The organism is Leifsonia sp. 115AMFTsu3.1 (assembly GCF_004362795.1).
In the GTDB taxonomy this organism is placed as follows: domain Bacteria; phylum Actinomycetota; class Actinomycetes; order Actinomycetales; family Microbacteriaceae; genus Leifsonia.
The window spans coordinates 762,728-781,947 of the sequence record NZ_SNYB01000002.1 but is presented as its reverse complement, the minus strand read 5'-3'; the positions used below and the strand labels follow the sequence as shown (position 1 = coordinate 781,947).

22 protein-coding genes are annotated in these 19,220 nt (G+C 69.2%); 11 read left to right on the top strand and 11 right to left on the bottom strand.

Annotated features, from left to right (window positions below; translation table 11 throughout):
* Window positions 1-24 precede the first annotated feature (24 nt).
* Window positions 25-1,758 (bottom strand): ubiquinone-dependent pyruvate dehydrogenase, encoded by a 1,734-nt coding sequence (gene poxB / locus AXZ95_RS14745; RefSeq protein ID WP_026307278.1) that lies wholly within the window; start codon window positions 1,756-1,758, stop codon window positions 25-27.
* A 130-nt stretch (window positions 1,759-1,888) separates the two neighbouring features.
* Here poxB and AXZ95_RS14740 point away from each other — a divergent pair, with 130 nt between their 5' ends.
* Together AXZ95_RS14740 and AXZ95_RS14735 are read left to right on the top strand one after the other, a co-directional pair.
* A complete protein-coding gene (locus AXZ95_RS14740) occupies window positions 1,889-2,518 on the top strand; it encodes a ScbR family autoregulator-binding transcription factor (RefSeq protein WP_018192032.1) in 630 nt (209 codons plus the stop codon).
* A 276-nt stretch (window positions 2,519-2,794) separates the two neighbouring features.
* Window positions 2,795-3,175: a DUF3566 domain-containing protein gene (locus AXZ95_RS14735; RefSeq protein ID WP_018192033.1), complete on the top strand. Its 381-nt coding sequence runs from the start codon at window positions 2,795-2,797 to the stop codon at window positions 3,173-3,175.
* On the opposite strand, the gene AXZ95_RS14730 is transcribed toward AXZ95_RS14735, so the two are convergent.
* Window positions 3,156-3,719: a TetR/AcrR family transcriptional regulator C-terminal domain-containing protein gene (locus tag AXZ95_RS14730; protein WP_018192034.1), complete on the bottom strand. Its 564-nt coding sequence runs from the start codon at window positions 3,717-3,719 to the stop codon at window positions 3,156-3,158. The two genes, AXZ95_RS14735 and AXZ95_RS14730, sit on opposite strands and share 20 nt — an antisense overlap.
* Before the next feature lie 101 nt (window positions 3,720-3,820).
* On the opposite strand from AXZ95_RS14730, the gene AXZ95_RS14725 reads away from it, so the two are divergent.
* From AXZ95_RS14725 to AXZ95_RS14710, 4 genes are read left to right on the top strand one after another with little or no spacing between them, the layout of a single operon-like run.
* A complete protein-coding gene (locus AXZ95_RS14725; protein ID WP_018192035.1) occupies window positions 3,821-4,465 on the top strand; it encodes a biotin transporter BioY in 645 nt (214 codons plus the stop codon).
* Window positions 4,462-5,184, top strand: a complete 723-nt coding sequence (locus AXZ95_RS14720; protein ID WP_018192036.1) for an ABC transporter ATP-binding protein — start codon at window positions 4,462-4,464, stop codon at window positions 5,182-5,184. Before AXZ95_RS14725 ends, AXZ95_RS14720 begins: the two co-directional genes overlap by 4 nt.
* Window positions 5,178-5,789, top strand: a complete 612-nt coding sequence (locus tag AXZ95_RS14715; RefSeq protein WP_018192037.1) for an energy-coupling factor transporter transmembrane component T — start codon at window positions 5,178-5,180, stop codon at window positions 5,787-5,789. Before AXZ95_RS14720 ends, AXZ95_RS14715 begins: the two co-directional genes overlap by 7 nt.
* Window positions 5,786-6,109, top strand: coding sequence for a CHY zinc finger protein (locus tag AXZ95_RS14710; RefSeq protein ID WP_026307280.1), 324 nt, complete (start codon window positions 5,786-5,788; stop codon window positions 6,107-6,109). The genes AXZ95_RS14715 and AXZ95_RS14710 overlap by 4 nt, the downstream gene beginning before the upstream one ends.
* Window positions 6,110-6,172: 63 nt before the next feature.
* On the opposite strand, the gene AXZ95_RS14705 is transcribed toward AXZ95_RS14710, so the two are convergent.
* On the bottom strand, window positions 6,173-10,936 hold the full coding sequence (locus tag AXZ95_RS14705) for an ExeM/NucH family extracellular endonuclease (protein ID WP_018192039.1): 4,764 nt from the start codon (window positions 10,934-10,936) through the stop codon (window positions 6,173-6,175).
* Between the two features lie 165 nt (window positions 10,937-11,101).
* Here AXZ95_RS14705 and AXZ95_RS14700 point away from each other — a divergent pair, with 165 nt between their 5' ends.
* Complete coding sequence (locus tag AXZ95_RS14700) at window positions 11,102-11,977, top strand: LysR family transcriptional regulator (protein WP_018192040.1); 876 nt, start codon at window positions 11,102-11,104, stop codon at window positions 11,975-11,977.
* Between the two features lie 18 nt (window positions 11,978-11,995).
* On the opposite strand, the gene AXZ95_RS14695 is transcribed toward AXZ95_RS14700, so the two are convergent.
* The 5 genes from AXZ95_RS14695 to AXZ95_RS14675 form a co-directional block, all read right to left on the bottom strand.
* On the bottom strand, window positions 11,996-12,340 hold the full coding sequence (locus AXZ95_RS14695; RefSeq protein ID WP_018192041.1) for a hypothetical protein: 345 nt from the start codon (window positions 12,338-12,340) through the stop codon (window positions 11,996-11,998).
* Window positions 12,337-12,678 carry a hypothetical protein gene (locus AXZ95_RS14690; protein ID WP_018192042.1) on the bottom strand — a complete coding sequence of 114 codons (342 nt, stop codon included), beginning with the start codon at window positions 12,676-12,678 and terminating at the stop codon, window positions 12,337-12,339. Before AXZ95_RS14690 ends, AXZ95_RS14695 begins: the two co-directional genes overlap by 4 nt.
* Window positions 12,679-12,711: 33 nt before the next feature.
* Complete coding sequence (locus AXZ95_RS14685; RefSeq protein WP_231374465.1) at window positions 12,712-13,902, bottom strand: lipase family protein; 1,191 nt, start codon at window positions 13,900-13,902, stop codon at window positions 12,712-12,714.
* On the bottom strand, window positions 13,899-14,192 hold the full coding sequence (locus tag AXZ95_RS14680; RefSeq protein ID WP_018192044.1) for a hypothetical protein: 294 nt from the start codon (window positions 14,190-14,192) through the stop codon (window positions 13,899-13,901). The genes AXZ95_RS14685 and AXZ95_RS14680 overlap by 4 nt, the downstream gene beginning before the upstream one ends.
* 134 nt (window positions 14,193-14,326) lie before the next feature.
* Entirely contained in the window at window positions 14,327-14,710 is a 384-nt protein-coding gene (locus tag AXZ95_RS14675) for a hypothetical protein (RefSeq protein WP_018192045.1), read from the bottom strand.
* A gap of 223 nt (window positions 14,711-14,933) precedes the next feature.
* On the opposite strand from AXZ95_RS14675, the gene AXZ95_RS14670 reads away from it, so the two are divergent.
* Window positions 14,934-15,416, top strand: a complete 483-nt coding sequence (locus tag AXZ95_RS14670) for a DUF805 domain-containing protein (RefSeq protein ID WP_018192046.1) — start codon at window positions 14,934-14,936, stop codon at window positions 15,414-15,416.
* Window positions 15,417-15,449: 33 nt separating this feature from the next.
* Here the strand turns inward: AXZ95_RS14670 and AXZ95_RS14665 are convergent, their stop codons facing one another.
* Both AXZ95_RS14665 and AXZ95_RS14660 read right to left on the bottom strand, forming a co-directional pair.
* Window positions 15,450-15,932 carry a hypothetical protein gene (locus AXZ95_RS14665; protein ID WP_018192047.1) on the bottom strand — a complete coding sequence of 161 codons (483 nt, stop codon included), beginning with the start codon at window positions 15,930-15,932 and terminating at the stop codon, window positions 15,450-15,452.
* Window positions 15,933-16,020: 88 nt separating this feature from the next.
* Window positions 16,021-16,383 (bottom strand): META domain-containing protein, encoded by a 363-nt coding sequence (locus AXZ95_RS14660; RefSeq protein ID WP_043742496.1) that lies wholly within the window; start codon window positions 16,381-16,383, stop codon window positions 16,021-16,023.
* A gap of 272 nt (window positions 16,384-16,655) precedes the next feature.
* On the opposite strand from AXZ95_RS14660, the gene AXZ95_RS14655 reads away from it, so the two are divergent.
* The 3 genes from AXZ95_RS14655 (at window position 16,656) to AXZ95_RS19655 (ending at window position 18,509) form a co-directional block, all read left to right on the top strand.
* Complete coding sequence (locus tag AXZ95_RS14655) at window positions 16,656-17,825, top strand: toxic anion resistance protein (protein WP_020076879.1); 1,170 nt, start codon at window positions 16,656-16,658, stop codon at window positions 17,823-17,825.
* A 49-nt stretch (window positions 17,826-17,874) separates the two neighbouring features.
* Window positions 17,875-18,243 carry a DUF2200 domain-containing protein gene (locus AXZ95_RS14650; RefSeq protein WP_018192050.1) on the top strand — a complete coding sequence of 123 codons (369 nt, stop codon included), beginning with the start codon at window positions 17,875-17,877 and terminating at the stop codon, window positions 18,241-18,243.
* A 92-nt stretch (window positions 18,244-18,335) separates the two neighbouring features.
* On the top strand, window positions 18,336-18,509 hold the full coding sequence (locus AXZ95_RS19655) for a hypothetical protein (RefSeq protein ID WP_020076878.1): 174 nt from the start codon (window positions 18,336-18,338) through the stop codon (window positions 18,507-18,509).
* A 6-nt stretch (window positions 18,510-18,515) separates the two neighbouring features.
* Here the strand turns inward: AXZ95_RS19655 and AXZ95_RS14645 are convergent, their stop codons facing one another.
* Window positions 18,516-19,184, bottom strand: coding sequence for a class I SAM-dependent methyltransferase (locus AXZ95_RS14645; RefSeq protein ID WP_018192052.1), 669 nt, complete (start codon window positions 19,182-19,184; stop codon window positions 18,516-18,518).
* Between the last annotated feature and the right edge of the window lie 36 nt (window positions 19,185-19,220).

Here is a 19,220-nt window from a genome sequence, read left to right as displayed (position 1 = left end):
GCGTCGCGGCCGCTGCGACGCGCGTCAGTCGAACAGGCGGCGGAACACGTTCGTGTCCGCCAGGTCGATCAGCTCGTCGCCCCGACCGTTCATGATCGTCCGCAGCGCGTACAGCGTGAAGCCGCCGACCTGCTTCGCCGTGATCGCCGGCGGGATGCTGAGCTCCTGCCGGGCGGTCACCACATCCACCAGGGCGGGGCCGTCGTGGGCGAATGCCGTCCGCAGGGCGCTCTCCAGCTCATCCGGCTTCTCCACGCGCTGACCGTGCAGGCCCGCGGCCTGGGCGATCTGCGCGAAGTCGGGGTTCTCGAGGCTGGTGCCGAAGTTGACGAACCCGGCGGCCTTCATCTCGACTTCGACGAAGTTGAGCGAGGAGTTGTTGAAGACCACGATCTTCACCGGCAGCTTGTTCTGCCGCAGCGTGAGCAGTTCGCCGAGCAGCATCGCGAGGCCGCCGTCCCCGGCGAGCGCGACCACCTGCCGCCCCGGGAACGCCGTCTGGGCGCCGATCGCCTGCGGCAGCGCGTTCGCCATGCTGCCGTGGGTGAACGAGCCGATCAGCCTCCGGCGCCCGTTCATCCGCAGGTAGCGCGCGGCCCAGACCACCGGCGAGCCGACATCCGGCAGGAATACGGCGTCGTCCGCGGCGAGCTCGCTGATCAGCCGCGCGACGTACTGCGGGTGGATGGGCGTGCGATTGCGGTCGTTGACCGCCAGGTCGTCGAGGCTCTTGCGCGTCTTGGCGTAATGGCTGAGCGAGGAGTCGAGGTGCTTGCGGTCCTTGCGGTCCTTCAGCAGCGGGAGCAGCGCATCCACCGTGTCCTTCACGCTTCCGACGAGGCCCAGGTCGAGCGGGACGCGCCTGCCGAGGTTCTCGCCGCGGATGTCGACCTGCACGATCTTCGCCTTCGAGGGGAAGAACTGCTGGTACGGGAAGTCGGTGCCGAGCATCAGCAGCGCGTCGCACGACTCCATCGCGCGGTAGCCGGAGGAGAACCCGAGGAGGCCGGTCATGCCGACGTCGTACGGGTTGTCGTACTCGACGAACTCCTTGCCCCGCATGGCGTGGACGATCGGCGCCTGCAGCTTCTGGGCGATCGCCAGCAGCTGGTCGTGCCCGCCCTCCGCCCCCGCGCCGGCGAGGATGGTGACCCGCTTGGCGTCGTTCAGGATGTCGGCGGCAGCCTGCAGCTCGGGATCGGTGGGGCGGGTCACGCGCGGCGAGAAGGTGATCGGCGCGGACTTGCGGCGGCCCGCGCTGTCGGCGAGGAAGATCTCGCCGGGCACGACGATCACCGCGACGCCGCGGCGCTCAACGGCGGTGCGCATGGCGATCTCGAGGATGCGCGGCATCTGGTCCGCCTGGCTGACGAGCTCGGTGTAGACGCTCGCCTCGCGGAACAGCTCCTGCGGGTGCGTCTCCTGGAAGTACCCGCTGCCGATCTCGGCGCCCGGGATCTGCGCGGCGATCGCGAGCACGGGGACACGGCTGCGGTTGGCGTCGTACAGGCCGTTGATGAGGTGCGTGTTGCCCGGACCGCAGCTTCCGGCGCAGACGGCCAGCTCGCCGGTCAGCGCTGCCTCGGCGGACGCCGCGAACGCCGCCGCCTCCTCGTGCCGCACGTGCTCCCACGTCACACCGTCGTTCCGGCGGATGGCGTCGGTGAAGCCGTTGAGCGAGTCCCCGGGGATGCCGTAGACGCGCGTCACCCCCGCATCCCTCAGAATCTCGACGGCGGTATCGGCGACAGTGGGCACGGCGGTCTCCCCTCGAATCGGATGCGGTGCTTCCGGCCCGCGGCGGGCGGCCCGGCACAGCCAACGCTACGCCGCGCACGTGAATCGCCGCATCCTCCTCAAAGCAACTGTGCGTTAACGTGAGCCCATCATGGTGAAGCAGGAGCGGGCGCAGGTGACGCGCGGGACGATCGTCTCCGGAGCCGCCGCGGTGTTCGGCCGCCGAGGATACGGCCTCGCCTCCATCGCCGACATCGCAGAAGAGTCGGGCGTCACCAAGGGCGCGCTGTACTTCCACTTCCCGTCGAAGGACGAGCTGGCCCGCGCGGTCATCATCGAGCAGCACCGACGCACGATGGCCGCCGCGGCCGAGGTCGTCGAGCAGGGACTTCCGGGGCTGGAGACGATGGTCCGGCTGAGCGCGGTGCTCGCGCACCAGCTGCTGACCGATCCCGTCGTGCAGGCCGGCATCCGGCTCACGACCGACGTGTCGATGTTCGATCCGCCGGTGACCGAGCCGTACGAGGACTGGCTGCGCACGACGGAAGCGCTGTTCCGCCAGGCGGTCGACGAGGGCGACCTGCGCCCGGACCTCGACCCGGGGATGCTGGCGAGCGTTGTCGTCCCGGCGTACACGGGCGTCCAACTGGTGTCGGAGACGGTCGCGCGACGGAAGGACCTGCTCGAGCGGGTCCGCGACCTGTGGACGGTGCTGCTGCCGGGCATCGTGCCCGCCGCCGAATTCGCGCGGCTCCGCCGCCTGCCGGACCTCATCCGCTAGCCCCGGTCCGCTGACTCATCGGGTTGACGCAACACGCCGTCCGGCCGCGGCGGTCGACGGCGTGTTGCGTCAACTCCGCGCTGAAGCCGTACCGACCCGGCCGCAGCGCCCCCAATCCGCTACGGCCGCGCCGGAATACATGCTTATTCTACGGCAGAACCGGACGATCGGTATGGACTCTCGGACGACGCCCAGCGCGGGCCGCGAGAGTGCGTCCCCTAGACTTGGCCGACGGGGAACGCCGGAGACGGCGGAAGCATCATGGGGAGGGGCCGCATGCCGTCTCGGGGCAGCAAACAGAAGAAGCGCGCGACGATGCGGCTCGTCTACATCGACTTCTGGTCGGCACTGAAGATGTCCTTCCTGGTCAGCATCATCGTCGCGGCCATCACGGTCGTCATCGGCCTGCTCATCTGGAGCGCGCTCGAACGATTCGGTCTGGTCGCCGCTGCCAGCAACTTCCTCGAGGACATCGCGGGGGCGCAGGGCGCCAACCTCGTCGCCGGACTGACCTTCCCCAACGTGATGACGTTCACGCTCGTCGTCGCACTGCTCGAGGTGATCGTGGTGTCCGCCCTCGGAGCGATCTTCGCCGCCCTGTTCAACCTCGCCGTCCACGTCGTGGGCGGCTGGAAGGTCACCTTCGGGAGCGACTGAGCTCCAGGCCGCCGACCAGCAGGTCGACGCCGAAGGCGAAGGCCGCCGCGGGGTCGTCCTCGTCGAGCGGCGAGCTGTCGCCGGCGGCCAGAACGCCGAGCGAGTCGTACTGCAGGCGCTGCTGCTCGTGCGAGACATGGCCGAGCACGAAGTGCAGCAGCGCGGTCGCGGCACGCCGGGAGGTCTCGGCGTCGAAGCCGCCGCGGGCGACCGCACGGCCCAGGCGGTCGACGGTCTCGGGTGAGCCCAGGCCGAGCGCGAGGGTGCTGGAGACGACCTCGGCGCCGTCGCGGTACGCGAGGAGCGCATCGCGCAGGGCGGCCGCCTCGGCGCGCACCGAATCCGCCCAGTCGGCATCGTCTGCGGTCGCGTCGACATAAGGCCGCGTCGCGACGATGCGGTCGGCGAGCTCGGCCAGCAGCGTCTGCTTGTTCGGGAAGTGCCAGTACAGCGCGCTGGGCTGCACGTCGAGGGATGCCGCGAGCCGTCGCATGGTCAGGTCCGGCAGCCCGAGGTCGTCGAGGATGCGCAGAGCCGCCTCCACCACATCGTCGCGCGAGTGTCGTCGTCCGGTTTCGTTACCTGCCACGTTCTCACTATAGTGAACACCGTTCAGGTGAACAGTGTTCAGGTTAGGAAGCCCGCATGACCCTCACGACCCCCGTCGCCCCCCGCCGCCGCCTCGACGCGACCGATCTCGCCCGCGTCGCCGTCTTCGCCGCCCTCGTGGCCGTGCTCGGCCTGCCGTCCGGCGTCACCGTCTTCGGCTCCGTGCCGATCACGGCTCAGACCCTCGGCGTCATGCTGGCGGGCGCCATCCTCGGCCCGTGGCTCGGCGCCCTGAGCATGGCCGTCCTGCTCGCCCTCGTCGCGGTCGGACTCCCCCTCCTCGCGGGCGGACACGGCGGCATCGGAGCCTTCGTCGGGCCGTCGGCGGGCTACCTCTTCGGCTGGATCGCCGGCGCGTTCGTCATCGGCCTGATCGTGCACGCCGGTCGCCGGGCTCCCGTCTGGTGGCGCACGCTGCTCGGGATGATCGTGGGCGGCATCCTCGTCGTCTACCTGTTCGGTGTGCCGGTACAGAGTCTTGTGACCCGTCTGCCGCTCGACGCCACGGCCCTCATGAGCCTCGTCTTCGTCCCCGGCGATCTGGTCAAGGCGGTCATCGCGACGGCTGTGGTGACGACGCTCGTGCGTGCCTACCCCCGCGCGTTCCGCCGCACCTGGGTCAGCGATCAGCGCGCCGTCGCCGCGGATCCGGCCGCGCCCGCGGAGTCGCGCGTCCCGTGACCGGCGCCACCCCCGCTCCCCTGCCCGCCGCCGCCGCCGCTCTGTGGCTGGACGGCGTGGGCGTGCGCCTCGGACAGGTGGATGCGCTCCGCGACGTCAGCCTGGCGCTCGACGCCCGCACCATCGCTGTGGTCGGCGAGAACGGCTCCGGCAAGTCGACATTCGCCCGGCTGCTGGCCGGACTCGTCGCTCCCGCGACGGGCGTCACGCGCATCCTGGGCCTCGACCCCGTGCGGCAGGCGACCGAGCTCCGGCGCCGCGTCGCCGTCGTGTTCAGCAACCCCGACGCGCAGATCGTGATGCCGACCGTCGCCGAGGACGTCGCGTTCTCCCTCCGGCCTGAGCGACTCAGCCGCGAGGAGCTGCGACGTCGAGTGGATGCGGCACTCGAGCGGTTCGGGCTCTCCGACCTGCGCGAGCGCTCCTCGCACGACCTGTCCGGCGGCCAGAAGCAGTTGCTCGCCCTCGCCGGCGCGTTCGTCCGCGAGCCCGAGCTCGTGGTGGCCGACGAGCCGACGACGTACCTCGACGCCCGCAACGCCCGGCGGGTGTCCGACCACCTGCTCGCCGACGCCGGGCACCGTTTGGTGCTCGTCACCCACGATCTCGCCCTCGCCGAACGCTGCGAGACCGCCGTGCTCTTCGCGGGTGGTCGGGTTGAGGCGGTCGGTCGTCCGGCGGAGGTCATCGCCGAGTACGAGGCGGCGCTGGCGTGCTGAGCCTCTACCGTCCGGGTGCCGGCCTCCTGCACCGCCTTCCCGCCGGGCCGAAGCTGCTCCTGCTTCTCGCGGTCGTGCTCGCCGTTTCGCTGCTCCCCTCCACGTGGTGGGCGGCCGCGGTCGCCGCCGGCGCTGCGATCGTCGCGTACGCGGTAGCAGGGCTGCGCGACGGGATGCTCGGGATGCGCGAGCTGGGCCGCCAGGTCGTGGCGCTCCGCTGGCTCATCGTCGTGACCATCGCCGCGCAGCTGATCTTCCTCGGACCGGAGCAGGCGGTGTCGAACACCGCACGCGTGACCGCCGCCGTCGTGCTGGCCGGTCTGCTGGTGCTCACCACGCGCGTCAGCGACCTGCTCGACGCCGTCGAGCGCGGGCTGCGGCCGCTCGACCGCCTGCGGTTCGACTCCGAGCGCGCCGCGGTGCTGCTGACCGTCGCCCTGACGACGGTGCCGGTGCTCGGACGTCTCGCGGGCGAGGTCCGTGAGGCGCAGCGCGCCCGAGGCGCGCGGCCGGGCCTCCGCTTCTTCGCGGTGCCCTTCCTCATCCTGTCGCTCAAGCACGCCGACCAGCTCGGCGAGGCGCTGTCCGCGAGGGGCGTGCGGTGAACGGCCGCCCCCGAGTGCTGGGACCCGTCGTCGACGACGAGACCCGCTGCATCCACTACCAGTCGCCGCTCGATGTGATCGCGATCCGGTTCGCGTGCTGCGGCGAGTACTACCCGTGCCACCTGTGCCACGCAGAGACGGCCGACCATCCCGCCCGGCAGTGGCCGGCCGACCGCCGCGACGAGCGCGCGGTGCTGTGCGGGGTCTGCGGTCACGAGCTCACTATCGCCGACTACCTCGCCACCGACGACTGCCCGGAGTGCGGCGCCGCCTTCAACCCGGGCTGCCGGCTGCACACCCACCTCTACTTCGAGAGCTGAACCCGCCCCGAACGCGCGGACGCCGGACACGCTCTCGCGTGCCCGGCGTCCGTCAGGGTAGTGCTAGAACCAGCCGAACAGGCGGTCCAGCAGGTCGAGCAGCCAGTCGAGGACCGGGATGCCCGTGTGCGGCTTGTCGGCCTTCACCTTGAGGGTGGTCCAGCCGATCACACTGTTGGACGCGTCCTGCACGGACAGCTTGTGCTGGCCGTTGTCCGCGTCCTTCGGCAGGGTGAGCGTCAGCACGCCGTCCGCCGGGACCTGCACCCATCCACCGCTCAGGTTCTGCGGCTTCGAGTACAGCCAGACCGACACCCACTCGCCGGCGTGCTGCGTGCCGACGGTCACGCGCAGGGTGTCACCCGGGCGGTAGGTGTCCTTGTCGACGGTGACCTTGTCCTCGAGCGCCTTCTTGAGCGCCGACTCCTTGGCCGCCTTCGGGTCGGTACCCGGCTTCGGGTTGGTCGGGGCGTCCGCCACGGTGAGCGGGACGCGGACCGTCGTGCCCGAGTCGGGAGCGGTCAGCACCAGCGCGCTGGCGCCCGCCGCATCCGCCGGCACGGTGAAGGTGACGGTCGCGTTGCCCGCTGCGTCCACCGGTACGGAGCCGATCGCGGTCGAGCCGTTCCAGGAGAGGTCGAGCTTCGTGTTCGCCGGGCTGCCGAGCGAGGTGAGGTTCAGCTTGGACACCTGGAGGGTGACCTGCTGACCGCGCTGCAGCGTCCCGGTCGGCACGCCGCTGACGCCGACACCGCGCTTGGCGAAGCTGGGCGACAGCGGGCTGTTCTTCTGGATGTAGCTGATCCACGCGTCGCGGTCGATCAGTCCGGAGTCCTTCGTGTTCGACCCGGCAGCGAAGGCGCGGAAGTTGTCGCCGCCCTGCAGGAGGAACGAGAACGACCCGATGCGGTACGACTTGGCGGGGTCGATGGGCTGGCCGTTCACGATGATGCTCGTGATGCGGTCGCCCTCCGGCCGGGTGGCGTCGTACGTGTAGCTGACGTTCTTCGACAGTCCCAGGTTGAGGAACGGACGGCTCGGAACGGTGCCGTCGGCGTTGCGCTGCCACTGCTGCTCGAGCGCCTGCTTGAACTGCGCCCCGGTGAGGGACGTGGTCCACAGGTTGTTCACGAACGGCAGCACCGCGTTGGCCTGGGCGTAGGTGACCGTCCCGTCGGTGCCGTAGAGGAGCTCCGCCCGCAGACCGCCCGGGTTGACGACGCCGATCTCGGCGCCGCCGAGTTCCTGCGAGGAGAGGCTGGACAGTAGCGAGTCGGCGACCAGGTTGCCGAGGGTCGACTCGCTCGAACGGTCGTCGCGCGCCCCGTTGAGGTAGGCGGTGGTGATGTCCTTCGTCACCGAGCCGACCTTCTGGTTGCCGATCACGGCCGCGTCGGCGAGCGCCTTGTCGACGATCGTCTTGACGGCGGCGACCCGCGGGTAGGCGGCGACGAGGGCGTCATCCGCGTCCGTGGTGCGGGCGACGTTGCGGGCGGTGTACGAGGTGACCGTCTCGGTCTCCGGGTCCACCGTCAGCTTCACCTGGCCGATGTTCTCGCCGTAGCTGCCGGTCTGGAGGATCGGGCGGGTCTTGCCGTCCACTCCCGGGACCGGAGCATCCCACGCGTACTGCTTGTGGGTGTGGCCGGTGAAGATCGCCGCGACCTTCGCGCTCGTCTTGGTGACGATGTCGGCGAACGCTCCCCCTGCCGCGACCTCCTGCTCGAGCGTCGCACCCTCCGGCGTGCCGAAGCCGGCGCCCTCGTGGTATTCCGCGACCAGCACGTCGGCCTCGCCGTTGGCGGGGTCGCCGTCGGTCAGCTCACCGGCGACGCGGTTGACCGCCTCCACCGGGTCGCCGAAGTCGAGCGACGAGACGCCGACCGGCGAGACCAGGGTCGGGGTCTCCTGCGTGACGGCTCCGATGACGCCGACGGTCAGACCGTCGACGGCGAAGGTGGCGTACTCGGGGAGGGCCGGGGTCTTCGTGCCCTTCTCGTACACGTTGGCGCCGAGGTAGGAGAAGTCGGCCGCATCCTTCACGCGTCCGGTGAGGTCGGCGTAGCCCTTGTCGAACTCGTGGTTGCCCACGGCGCTCGCCTTCAGCTGCAGCGTGTTGAGCACGTCGATCGTCGGGATGTCGCCCGCGGTCGCCGATGCGAAGAGCGAGGCGCCGATGTTGTCGCCGCTGGAGAGGAAGAGCGAGTTCGCGTCGCCCGCCTCCGCCTTGAGCTTCTCGATCGTTCCCGCGAACTTCACGGTGTTGGCGTCGATCCTGCCGTGGAAGTCGTTGATGTTCAGCAGGTTCAGCGTGACCGGCTTGGGCGTGAGGCCGAGGCCCACGACGATCGGGTCGTGGTCGCTCGACCGGTACGGGTCGGCCGCGTAGAAGTTCGTGACGTTGTAGTTGTAGCGGCTGTACTCCAGCGCCACGGACTCGCCCGAGTTGATGTTCCACACATCCGCGCCGGCGATGGCCGTGTTCGCCGCGGGCGACGCGAGGACGTGGTCGAGCGAGCCGACCGTTCCGCCGAAGGAGTAGGTCGCCTTCGTCGTGCGGGTGCTGACCTGGTCGACGTAGCCGGCGTCGGTGAGGACCTTGATCGGGTCCTCCTTCAGGTACGCGTTGAAGTCGCCGATGAGGAGCACCTTGTCGGTCTTCAGCGCGGTCTTGCGCTCGTTCGCGAACGCGACGAGGGCGTTGGCCTGCTTGACGCGGGAGGCGTTGGATGCGCCCTGGCCGTCTCCCTGGTCGGCGTCCTCACCGGTGCCGGACCCCTTCGACTTGAAGTGGTTCACGATGGCGAGGAACGCGGAGGAGTCCTTCGCGCCGACCTTCTTGAAGGCCTGGGCGAGCGGCTGCCGCGCGTTCGAGAACGCCGGGTCGTCGAGGATCTTCGAGTCGCCGACCGGGGCCGCGTTCGCCTTCTTGTAGATGAACGCGGTGCGGATGACGTCCTCCGTCGCCGGCAGGGTCGCCGGCGACTTCACGTACGCCCAGACCTCGGAGCCGGCAGCGGCGTTCAGGGCGGTGACCAGGCTGGCGAGGGCGGAGTCGCGGTTCTCGCCGAAGCGGGCCGAGTTCTCGATCTCCTCGAGCGACACGACGTCGGCGCTCAGGCCGTTGATCGCCGCGACGATCTTGTCCTGCTGGCGCTTCAGGTTGGTCGCGTCGGCGGCGCCGCGGGCGTCGCATCCACTGTTGACCGTGATGGGGTTGCCGTCGCGGTCCGTGTAGAACGTGCAGCCGCTGAGCTGGTCGCCCGTCGTGGTGAAGTAGTTCAGGACGTTGAACGTCGCGAGCCGCAGGTCGCCACCGACGTTCTCGGGGGCGGCGGTGCGGGTGTTCGTGAACGTGACCGGCTGCACGGCGTCGGCGTTCGCCGGCGTGAGCTCGCTGGTCGGCTGGAACTTCCAGGCGTTGTTGCGGTAGTCGAGCACGACCGGCTTCGTGAACGCGACCGGCTCGCCGACGCGGACCGGGTTGCTCAGCGAGAGGTACGGCAGGGGCTTCGACTTGTTCGCCGCGCTCAGGAAGTTGGTGGATGCGCCGTCGTCGAGCGTGACCGCGCGGGCCGCGTTGTCGGCGACGACCGCGGCGTACTCGGGCGAACCCGGACGCGCAGCCTCGGTCGGCTGCACCAGCGGCTTGTCACCGGCGGCGAGGCCGATCTCGCCGTACTGGTTGGCGGCGTACACGTCGGTGACGGTGAACGCGCCCTGCGGCGCGAGCAGCATCCCCTCGAGGCTCTCACGCTGGGCTGCCGTGCCGGGCAGGCCGACCGTGGCCGGCACCGGTGCGGTGACCGTCGACGCGTCGAGCTTCGTCACGCCGGTCGCGGTGATCTCCGTGAGGCCGTTGAACTCGCTGACGGCGCCCGTGACCTTCACGTAGTCGCCCGCGGCGACCGTTCCGGCGAAGGACGAGCCGTAGACGAAGACGGCGTCGGAGGCCGTGTGCGTGGCGAGGTCGACCGCGCCGCCCGTCCCGGGGGTCTGGATGTAGAACCCGTTGAATCCGCCGGTCGCGTACTGGGCCGTGACGACGCCGACGGTGGTGACCGTCGTGCCCGCCTTCGGGCTGGTGTCGCTTGTCCCTTGGATCTCCGCGATCGGGACGGTGGTGCCGTCACCCGGCGTGCCGGGGTCGCCCGGGTCGCCCGGGTCGCCGGGCGCGCTGGCGGCGTTCTGCGGCGTGATCGTGGCGCTGAGGGTGAAGTCTGCGCTGTTGTCGTCGGTGTCGGCGAAGTTCGTGCGGACCAGCGACTTGACGTCGGTGTTGCCCGAGGGCGCCGTGGCCTTCGCCTTCTCGAACGTGTTCGAGGTGCCGTAGCCGAGGAGGTCGGCGACGTCCGCGTTGCCGGTCACCGAGCCGGTCGGAAGGGTCAGTGCCGAGGCCGTCTTGGCGAGGACCAGGGTGCCGGTGGTGCCGCTCGGGTTGAGGGCACCGCTCGCGACATCCGGCGTCGGCAAGGCCTGGCCGTTGGTGCCGTTCGACCCGCCGGCGACGAGGTAGTACCCCTTGGCGCCGATGGAGCCGGTCAGCGGCACGACGCCGGTGGATGCGCTCGTGCCGGTGGCCGGGCGGTACTGGATGCTCCATCCCGCCAGGCTGACGGCGCTGTCCCCTGGGTTGTAGAGCTCGACGAACTTGTTCGTGAAGGCGGCGCCGGCGCTCCCGCCGGACAGATACGCCTCGTTGATGACGACACCGGTGCTGTCGGTGCTGGCGAATGCCGGGGTCGCGACGAGCGAACCGGCGGCGAGGCCGGCCCCCGCGAGCGCGGCGGCGGCGACACGCGCCAGCCTGCCGAATCTGGTTGACATTGTTCTCCTCGGTCGGTGAGGTGTGGGATGAGTCCGCGCCCACCGTAGGGACGGCGTGAAACGGGACTGTTTCTCGTGTGTGAACGTACAGAAAACTCGTTCAGGGGTAGACCGCTCATTTGAGCACCGCACGGGGGAACGCGCCGATACGCCATGATGAGAGGCATGCGGATCGACGAGATCGCCCACTTCCGGGCGCTGGCCGCGGAGGGCCATCCGGCTCTCGCCGCCGAGACCCTCGGGGTGTCCCAGTCGACCCTCACACGCTCGCTCGCACGGCTCGAGCAGGAGATGGGCGTCGAGCTGTTCGACCGCCGCCGCGGCCACCTGGAGCTCAACCAGTACGGCGAGATCCTGCTCGCGCACGCGGTGCGGGCCGAATCGGAGCTCGAGAACGCCCGAGCGCGCATCGAAGCGTTGCGCGATCCGTCGGGCGGCACCGTCTCGGTCGCGTACGTCTCGTCATTCGGCGGGTGGCTCATCCCGAAGGTCATCAGCGAGTACCGCGGGCTGTTCCCCGACATCCGCTTCGTGCTGAGCGGCGGAACCGCCGACACGGTGCTGGATGCGCTGCGGGACGGCGCCGCCGACGTGGCGTTCCTCAGCCCTGACCCACGCGACCCGGAGATCGAATGGGAGCCGTTGACCGCCGAACGGCTGGTGCTCGGCGTGCCGGAGGGGCATCCCCTCGCCGGGGCGACGGCCGTCAGCGTTCCGGACCTCGAGCCCTACGACCTGGTGGCCCTGCGCACCGGCTCCGGTCTCCGCCACATCGCGGACGCCTACTTCGCCGCGCACGGTGTCGTGATGAGCCCCGTCATCGAAGTCACGGAGCTCTCGACCCTGCGTGGACTGGTACGTGACGGCGTCGGTGCCGCCCTCATCCCGGACACCCCGGCCGAGCCGGGGATCGTGGCGGTGCCACTGCGGGACGAGGCCACACGGATCATCGGCCTGGCGCGCAACCGCACCCGGTCGCAGTCGGCGGCCGCGGCGCAGTTCGCGCGCTTCGTCCGCGAGGAGCTCGACTCGCTCGGGTGAGTCCTCTTCGGCCTGGGCTCAGCGAGCGGTGGGGTCCTGGCGCCGGGCGAGGAATTCCTCACGCTCATCGAGGTGCCGGGCACTCATCCGGTGGAAGTCCTCCTCCAGTTCGGAGACGACCTGCAGGCCAGCGAGAAAACTCTCGTCAGTGTCTTGGACCACGCCCTGGAATCGGGACCGGAAGCCTGGGTGGTCGGTGACGCCCTGGCGCTCCGCGACGGCGTAGAACGTTTCCAGCAACGTCGTGATCTGCGAGCGATAGAGGCCGAGGTGCTCGTCCGCCTCGTCGATCCGGCGTCGCGCGGCGAACGCCGTTCTGTCCTGGTCGGCTTCGAGGTCAGCGAGCGAGCTATAACCCGTCATGTGATGCTCTCGATTCCCCGCGCATAGTCTTTCTGCCCAGCGATCTCGGCGATGCCATCCTTCACCTTCTGAGCGACGGCTCCCGAGAGGACGTCACCGTCGACGCCCTCGGCCAGCGCCGAGGAGATGTGCCTGGCAGCCTCAGCCACAGCCGCGAGTTGTTCGGCTCTGATCCTCGCGTAGCGCCGGGCGACGTCGGGCGGGAACACGGAATCGAGGAGGTCGACCCGAGCGCGGCGGATCTCAGCGTCCAGCGCGCTGCGCGTGGCATCCGGCCCCGCGTTCTGGGAGAGGATGTCGGCGATCGGATTACGATCGCCGGGGCGATGGTCAGTCACGCTGCCGTCCTTCCTGAGGTAGTAGCGACATCGCTAGGGGGATGTGAACGCCGCCGCAGCGTGGACGTCCTGCGCCAGCGTGTTGACGATCGCATTGTGGATACCGTCCTCCAGCGCCGTGACCATCCTGATCTGACGATTCACGAGCGAATCCACGGCTCCGATCGCGTCTCGGTCGAGGTTGTCGTGGACAGCCAGCCGATTGAGGGCCACGCTGTTCTCGATGTCCGTGATGGTCATCGTCGGATGAAGCGATACGTAGAGGTTCTTGGCGTCGCGCAGGGCATCCTCCATTTCGGACTCGACGCTGCCGTTGGCGTTCTTGATCGCCTTCAGATGCTCCGTGAGCCCGCCGATCTTCTTCGCAAGCGCCAGCGCCGGCTCCATCGCCACGAGCACCTTGGGATACGGGGAGTCCTTCTGCATCTTCCACACGGCCTGGGCCGCAGCGGTCTGATCCAGGTTGTAGAGGATCACGCCGAGGTCGACCGCCGTGCATCCCGCGCCGATGATCTCGCCCGTGGGTCCGAAGCGAAAGGCCTGCGGCTCACCTTTGTCGTCCTTCCCGATGTTGTGATAGCCGAGAAGGGAGCCGTCGGGTTCGTCGTAGACGAAGATGCCGGCACCGGTCAGGTTCCCGAGCGCGTTCCCGACCGTATCGAAACGGTTGACGTAGTTCTTCAACGGGTTCGTTCCCGCCAGGTTCTGCGACGTCAGCCAGTCCTTCGTCCTCGGCGTCAAGACCCGCCACGGATCCGGGCCGTTGAACGATGTCGCGGGCCAGCGATTCTCGGCAGCGACCAGCAGGGCGAGAAAGCCGCCCAGGGAATGTCCGACGGTCGCGAACGTCGCCTCCGGATGGTCCGTCTGCACGAGCTCTTTCACCTTTGCGGCGAACGCCTTCGCATCCTCCGCCTGAGCGGTCTGAGTCGCCAGTATCACACCGGCGTCCGCGGCGATGTCATGCGGATCGTCGAAGTTCGTCCCCGCGAAAGCGATGGAGACCTGCGAATAGTCCTCGACACCATTCACGATCGGGACGACGGCCATGCCCTGGAACCCGTCGTTCACATTGGCGGAGACGACGATGACCTTCCACTTCTGCTTTGCCACATCGTTGTCGGTGTAGAACGTACTTCCGGCTCTAAGGGGAGGCTTTTGCGCCAGAGAATCAACCTTGTACGCGCGCTTCGCAATCGATTCGTCATCTTCTGCGGTGTTCACTCCAGAACCTCCGACGTACCGTCGCTGTACTTCACGGTCACGGGCTGCGGTGACAACCGCTCAGGCGGTCTTGGCAGGTCATCCCCCGCCGTTTCCCACGGACCGATGATCTCTTCGTATTTTCTTCCTTCGATGGTGACAATGGCATTGGTCGACCACTCGCCCGACCCGTCTACGCTGCCCTCGCGCGTGAACTCGATGACCTCCACGTTTGGCCAACTGCTGATGAACCTTTGAGCCGAGACCCTCTGGTTCTCTAGGTTCTCTCGCAAGGTCGTCTTCTGCTTCACGGCGTCTCCTATCGATGAACATCCCGTAAGCCCGACGATGAGTACGGCAAAGATGGCGACGGTCAGCGCAAGACCTCCGCCGGTCGTGCGTCTGCGAGGAAAAGCACGCCGGCCTGCCACTGCTCCGCTTGGCGTCATTCGAACACCTCCGATGTCCCGTCGCTGTAGTGCACGGTCAGCGGGCCGCCTACGAACCCCGGGGAAGGAACCGGTATGTCGTCACCGATCCCGGAGTGCGGGCCGATGATTCGGTCGTAGTCCTTACCGTCGATGGTCACGATCGCATTGGCTGCCCAGGTGCCGGAACCGTCGATACTGCCTTCCTGCGTGAAGGTGATCTCGTCCATATTCGGCCACCGGCTGTGTTGTTTCTGCGCTGTGATGCGCTGATACTCCCGGTCCTCGGCCGGTGTCGTCTTCTGTTTCAGCGCGTCTCCTATCAACGAACACCCGCTGAGGGCGGCGATGAGTGCGGCGATGACGGCCACACGGGCCACAACCTCACGCCCACGCTTCATGGAACCATCCTCATATGCAAGCATTCCGCGTACCAATGCCACGGCTTTCGGCGATGCTAGCTCATCCGCACTCTGCGGCGCCGATTGCGGCCATAGTGGTCGGCATCGACGGACTCCCACTCCCAGCGGACACGCCGCGTCACACGAGGCGTACAGCGCGCTCCCATGCGCTTGACTATGCCCGCTCCACCTCACACAACACGTGTCTTGGAAAGGACTCCTCGTGACGTCTCCGCAGTACCCGACCACCTCCGCCGCTCCGACCGGCGAGACCCCGCTCTGGGCGCCGCTCTACGGGGCGACGATCGGACAGGCCATCAAGCGCTTCTTCACGAAGTACGCGGACTTCACCGGACGCGCCAGCCGCAGCGAGTACTGGTGGTGGATCCTCTTTTCGGTCATCGTCGCCATCGTGCTCGAAGTGCTGGCCCTCGGCCTCGGCTTCGCGGGTGCGACCGTGAATGACGACGGCAGCTCGACGCCCGGCCCGCTGTTCTGGATCCCCGGGCTGCTGATCGCGGTGTGGTCGCTCGGGACGATCGTCCCCCACCTGGCCCTCATCTGGCGTCGGCTGCACGACGCCGACCTGGCCGGTCCGTTCTTCTTCCTCGGTTTCGTCCCGATCGTCGGCGGCATCACCGTGCTCGTCCTGACGATCCTGCCCTCGAAGCCCGAGGGCGCGCGCTTCGACCGCCCCCGCGCCTAGCGGAGGCAGGGCCGGCTCAGCTGCAGCGCCCGCTCAGCAGGAGTCGGCCCACAGCCGGCGCGGCCGCTCGGGGTCGGTGTCGTCCAGCAGGACGGATGCCACCTCGCGCGGCGCGCCGAGCGGATCCTTCTGCCCGGTGGTCACGAACGACCAGTCCGGGCTCCGCTCCGGGTCGTGCTCGACCCACAGCGAGAAGTTCCAGAATCCGCGGAAAGCCGGGTTCAGCAGACCGCGACCGTCGACGACCAGCACCCCGTCGCGCGCGCGGAACGGGGCCACGACGCCCTCGCGGAACGCATCCGCTCCGCTCTCCGCGTCGGCGCCGGCGCGCTCGACCTCCTGGCTCGCATCACGCAGCGCCGCCGCGAACGCGTCCGCCGCGCGGGCCTCATCCGCGGCCGGGACCCCGGTCACCGCGACGAACCGCGGCCCCCGGGCGTAGTGCTGCAGGAACTCGGCGGCCACACCCGCGTAGAACTCCGCAGCCTCCGTCGCCGTCTTCTCCGTGTCGGTCATCGTCCGCTCCTTCCGACGCATCCACTCGCTCGAACGCTACGCGGGAAGCGGTCATTCCGGGAGCACCGGGAGCGGGCCGGGACGGCGATCAGTCGTCGCGGTCGATCGTGCCGATGCGCGCGCCGGACGAGTCGTAGACCGTCATGACGTTGCCGTCGACCTTCCCGCTCGCGGCCGTCGACATCCACGTGTCCACCCCGTTGCAGACCTTCTGCGTCGCGGCGACGGTGCCGAGATCGATCGTGTTGCCCGAGATCGTGCCGGTCCCCTTCATGGTGTTGCAGCCGTCGGACCCCGAGTACGAGCCGTTCGCGTTGATGATGAGGTTCGGTTCCCCGGGGTCGGTGCTCCCCCACTTCCCCGGGACGCCGCCTCCCTGCGGGGTGCACGCCGTGAGGGCGAGACCGAGGGCGAGGATGGCCGTGAGCGCGGCCAAGCGTGTCCTGTTCATGGCCCCGGAGGATACGCGCGGTGCCGACGGGCCGAATAGACAGTGGAGCGCGGTCGCGCGGGCAGGGAGGACTTCGTCGGGCCGCGGGCACGCCCCGTCCTCCGTTTCCCGCTCCGGGCGGCGCGCCACGAGCCGCTCACCTTCGTTTCTGGTCCCGCGGTCGAGCACTCGAGCGCACGCCGAAGCGCACCTGGGGGTTCGCTGCAACCCCTCCACGCGGCGCGCCGGGCGATCTATCCTCGTCGCAACGACAGCGGCGGAGGGAGCGGCTCATGGACGAGGCACCCGAGGACACACTGCGCCCACCGGACGCCGTACCGGAACTACAGGAGGAGCAAGCCGTGGAGATGGTGGCCGTCTCGGCCGAACGCGAGGCGGAGCTCGAGCAGCGGGCCCGCGACTTCATCCGGGAACTGGCCGCTGCCGAACCGGGTTCGGAGGCGTTCACGCGCAAGATCATCGGGTTCTCGCACCTGGGCGAGGCCGAGATGCGCGCATCCAGCGACGCCTCCCGCCAGTTGCTCAGCCGCCCGGCCAGTTCGCTCGCCGCAGCCCGCGGCAAGGCGGTGCGCACCGACCCGCAGTACGGGGTCATCCGGACGCTGCAGGACCTCCGCGCGACCGTCAGCGACTTCGACCCCCAGCACCTGACCGGCCGCAACCGGATGCTCTCCCGGGTGCCGGGCGGACGGAGGCTGCGCCAGTACGTCCAGCGGTTCGAGTCGGCGCAGAAGCAGCTCGACGGCATCGTCGCCGCGCTCGATCACGGGCAGGAGTGGCTCGCCCGCGACAACGCCGAGATCGAGAAGGAACGGGCGTCCCTCTGGAAGACGACCGAGCGGCTCAACGAGTACGTGGTGCTGACCGCGGCCCTCGACAAGGCGACCGTGGATGCGGCGGCCGACCTGCGCATGACCGACCCGGCGCGCGCGACGCTGCTGGAGAAGGAGGCGCTGTTCCCCATCCGCCAGCGCCGACAGGATCTCACGACTCAGATCGCAGTCTCGGTGCAGGCGTATCTGGCACTCGACGTCATCAAGAAGAACAACGTCGAGCTGATCAAGGGCGTCGAGCGCGCGAAGACGACGACGGTCTCGGCCCTCCGCACCGCCGTCGTCGTCGCCCAGGCGCTGGAGAACCAGAAGCTGGTCATCGACCAGCTGGGCGCCCTGCACGACAGCACCAACGCGCTCATCGGCCGGACGGGCGAGGTGCTCCGCACGCAGACCGAGCAGGTGCAGAAGGAGCAGACCTCGTCGGCGGTCGATGTGGAGGTGCTGCAGCGCGCCTTCGACAACGTGTTCGCGACGATGGACAGCATCGACACCTACCGCACGGAGGCGGTGGCGCGGATGGCGACGACGGTCGACGCGCTCGACCAGCAGGTCGCCCGCTCGCGCGAGTATCTGAAGCGATCGCGGCCGATGGAGCAGCCGCGCTAGCCCGGATCGACCGGTCACACTTCCCCTCCCGCGCGCTACCGTTGACGCCATGAGCCACCGCATCTTCGCCATGCCGTTCGCCGACATCTACCCGCTCTATGTGACCAAGGTGGAGCGCAAGGGGCACACCAAGGACGAGGTGGATGAGGTCACCCGCTGGCTCACCGGCTACGACGACGCGGGCATCGAGGCGGCCATCGCCGACCGGGTCGACCTGGAGACGTTCCTCACCACCGCTCCGCACTGGAACCCGAACGCGTCGCTCATCACCGGCGTCATCTGCGGCGTCCGCGTCGAGGAGATTGACGACCCGGTGATGCAGAAGGTGCGGTATCTCGACAAGCTCGTCGATGAGGTGGCGCGCGGCAAGAAGATGTCGTCGATCCTGCGCGGCGAGACGGCGGCATCCCGCAGCTGAGCAGCACGGCGCGCATGGCCATCGGAACACGGCGGTACTAGCCTCATCGAAGGCGGTCCCATCCGGGGCCCGTGCAAGGGTGGGAGGACATCATGGACGACCTTCACGGCTCAGCGTCCGAGCGGCTGCGGCAGCTCGACGACATCGTCTCCGGCGGCGAGCCGTCGAACGAGTGGCTGACCCGGCACCTGCGCCAGACGCTGAGCGAGCTGGCCGAGGCCGAGCCGGTCGTCGACGCCGAACAGGATCGCCGCGAGGACTACTGAGCGAGGTCAGGCGCGAGCCACACCCGCGATCTGCGGATTGAACGGCAGGAACGGCGTGTGGAGACGGTAGTGCTCCACCTCGACCTCGGCGAAACCGGCCGATCGGAGCGAGCGCTCGAGATCGCGCTCGCACGAGCATCCTTCGAACGTCCACGCCCACGGCCGGCGGAACAGCCGCTGTGAGGCGCGGGTCGGCGTCCCGCTCGGGGCGACCACGTGCTCGACGAACCGGAACGAACCACCGGGGCGCAGGATGCGGCGGATCTCGGCGAGCACCGCATCCGGATCCTTCACGGAGCAGAGCACGAGCGACGAGATGACGGTGTCGACGCTGGCGTCGGGCAGGCCGGTCTGCTCGGCGGTCCGCTCCCGCAGGTCGAGCGCGACGCCCGAACGGAGGGCCGCCGTGCGGAGACCGTCGTGCATGTACCGGTTGGGCTCGATGGCGATGAGTGACGCCCCGGCGGGCAGGTAGGGGAGGTTGGCGCCGACCCCCGGTCCGATCTCGGCGACGTCTCCGGCCACCCCGGCGAAGACGCGTCGCTTGCGCGGACGCAGCGACCGCTCCAGGTACGGGCCCATCAGCCGGAAGAAGGCGGCGTTGAAGCGTCCGCGTCCGGGATGCTGGGCGAATCCCGTCGCCTGTCGGTCACCTGTCGTGGTCGTCCTGCTCATGCCTGCTCCTCGGTCGTGGATGCTGTCGGGACGACT